We start from the raw sequence: 2,314 nt of genomic DNA, 5'->3' as shown, positions 1-2,314 counted from the left end.
CTTAAAGGGAGCGCAAAGATAGAGTTATTACTCAAACAATCAAAATAATTTTCCCTAATATATTTAATCCGAGCCTATATCAGACCAATAAATAGACACCTCTAATATTTAACCACCATACATTCAACACTTTATTTATAAAAAATTTTGCTATTTAATATTGAAATAAATTCATCAAAATCCTGGCATCTTAAATTCCAGTCTCTATAACTAAAGAACAGCTAATTTTCTTTTTGTTCCTGTCCGGTACATTTGTAGTGCCAGAGAAAGTAATATAAGTAGGCAACCCGCATAAAACCCAATTGACAAGGATTTATTTTCATGATAAATTACAATAGCAAGCAGAATGGTATATAAGGGTTCAAGATTAAAGGTCAGACTCACTGTAAAAGAAGAAATAACCCTTAAGGCATCAATAATAAATAAATACATCACTACTGTACAAAGAACTGAAAGCACCAGTAACCAGCCAAAATCTGCTAAAGATGGTAGCAAAGATGATGCAGGAGAGATGGCGAGAAACAAAGGCATCAGGAGAGTCAATCCTAGAAAACCGCCAAACATCTGATATAAGATCATCGTTTCGCTCTCGTATACTTTTGTTAACCTCTCGTTATAAATGGTATAAAGTGCGCCAAAGATTGAAGATACGACGCCTAAAAGTATCCCGGTTCTATAACTTGCATCCATTCCAAAAATTAAACCGATACCACACAAAGTCAACCCACTCAATAAAAGTTCCTGTATGGAAAGTCTCTTTTTATTCATAGCCGGAGCCAATATTGCATTAAAAAAACTGGTTAATGCAAAGCAGACCACCCCTACTGAGATATTGGAATATTTTATGCTACCGTAAAAGAACAGCCAGTGAAGTCCGAGAATAGAACCTGAAACCGCAATTTTAAGTTTACCAGCAGAAGAGATGAACTGCTGTTTACCGCTTAATTTCAGGAAAATCAGTATGACTATACCAGAGATCAACATCCTATACCAACTGAGTAACCCCTCATTTAAAGTGGTTAAACGACCAAATATTCCAGTAAAACCTGCAAGAATTAATGCTATATGTAATTTTATATATGCCTTTTTCATAAAAAATAATTGTTTTAAAGGTGATGAAGCTATCATGTGCTACCAAAATTTATTTATTTCGGTTTGTGTAGTTTTACACATGATGGCTTCATACAAAAGATAACTGTGCCTGCATGCGCAAGCAAATAATAGAGTAAAAAGAATAAATACAATTTGTGAATATATTACATAGGATAGTAAGTGCTGGCTGGAACAGCCAACAGCAACACGTAATGTAATAATAGAAAATTAAACAGTTGGAGGAGGAAGTACGTTTCTGTTCATCACGTTTTTTGATTTATACAGCTCTATTGACCTATAGCCTGATTATCAAATATAGAAGCTTTGGAAGAAAAAACAAATAATGGATATTATTTTAAATCTTTTTTCAATGTATAGGTTACTATATCCTCTACATCCTTATGCATATTGCTATACGCTTCATCTTCTAGTTGAAAATTTAGTTTTTTCAATAAAGAAACAGAATTTATATTTACTCCTGATGGAAACGCCGTAATAACCCTCGCATTTAATTTTTCGAAAGCGTATTCAATTACCCCTTTTAAGGCTTCTTCCATAATCCCCCTTCGTCGGAATTCCGGGAGCATTTCATATCCGATTTCTACGGCTTCATTTTCAACATCAAAGTTCCAGCAACAAACTGTACCAAGCAATTGATGGTCTTTCTTTAGGCAAATCACCCAATACATGCTTTCGTTTCCTTTAATCATACGCTCAATCTTTCCAATAAACGCTTCAGTTTGTTTTAAAGATGTGGGTGTTTCTCTGCCAACCATGGCGTTCACAGCCCGGTCACAACGCATGATATGAATAAGCTCCAAATCCTGAGCAGAAATACTTCTTAGCAACAATCTTTCGGTAGTCAATTGAGGAAACAGGGAAAAATCTACATCTAACATAATCCATAAGTTTATTTAAAGATAAACAAAGGAAAATCACTTCACTGACAGCCCTATGGCAGTGTGAATTATTATTTAATGGAAATCTGATTTTTATCCCGATATCGCCAGATAAAAGTCAAGATCAAAAGCCAGATCCTTTCCCTTTCCCGGTACAGCATCTTTTTTTGGCCAGTTAAGAGTTAAATTATCCAGACCTGCTTCAGTCATAATTTGAGAAGAATTAAATAGCAGTCCATTATATGGAACTTTAGCGCAAAGATGACCATCTGTTTTAAGAAAATCGAGGTTTATTTTAGTGCAGTTTTTCATAGGAATATAAT

The 2,314-nt window shown here is 34.5% G+C and carries 3 protein-coding genes; all 3 read right to left on the bottom strand.

The window, feature by feature from the left end; translation table 11 throughout:
• Positions 1–210 precede the first annotated feature (210 nt).
• A complete protein-coding gene (locus DBR11_RS28305; RefSeq protein ID WP_108555884.1) occupies positions 211–1,092 on the bottom strand; it encodes a DMT family transporter in 882 nt (293 codons plus the stop codon).
• Between the two features lie 350 nt (positions 1,093–1,442).
• Positions 1,443–1,991 (bottom strand): GNAT family N-acetyltransferase, encoded by a 549-nt coding sequence (locus DBR11_RS28300; protein ID WP_108555883.1) that lies wholly within the window; start codon positions 1,989–1,991, stop codon positions 1,443–1,445.
• 93 nt (positions 1,992–2,084) lie between these two features.
• On the bottom strand, positions 2,085–2,314 hold a 230-nt coding region (locus DBR11_RS28295), incomplete at its 5' end, for a hypothetical protein (protein WP_233260943.1).

The organism is Pedobacter sp. HMWF019 (genome assembly GCF_003061025.1).
Classification (GTDB): Bacteria; Bacteroidota; Bacteroidia; order Sphingobacteriales; family Sphingobacteriaceae; genus Pedobacter.
The sequence above is the reverse complement of the archived record's forward strand: the minus strand, read 5'-3'. Positions and strand labels throughout refer to the sequence as shown.

What these genes read in the sequence shown, in the direction of transcription:
- DBR11_RS28305 (WP_108555884.1), bottom strand. Translation starts at nt 1,092, where the DNA reads ATGAAAAAGGCATATATAAAATTACATATAGCATTAATTCTTGCAGGT.
- DBR11_RS28300 (WP_108555883.1), bottom strand. Translation starts at nt 1,991, where the DNA reads ATGTTAGATGTAGATTTTTCCCTGTTTCCTCAATTGACTACCGAAAGA.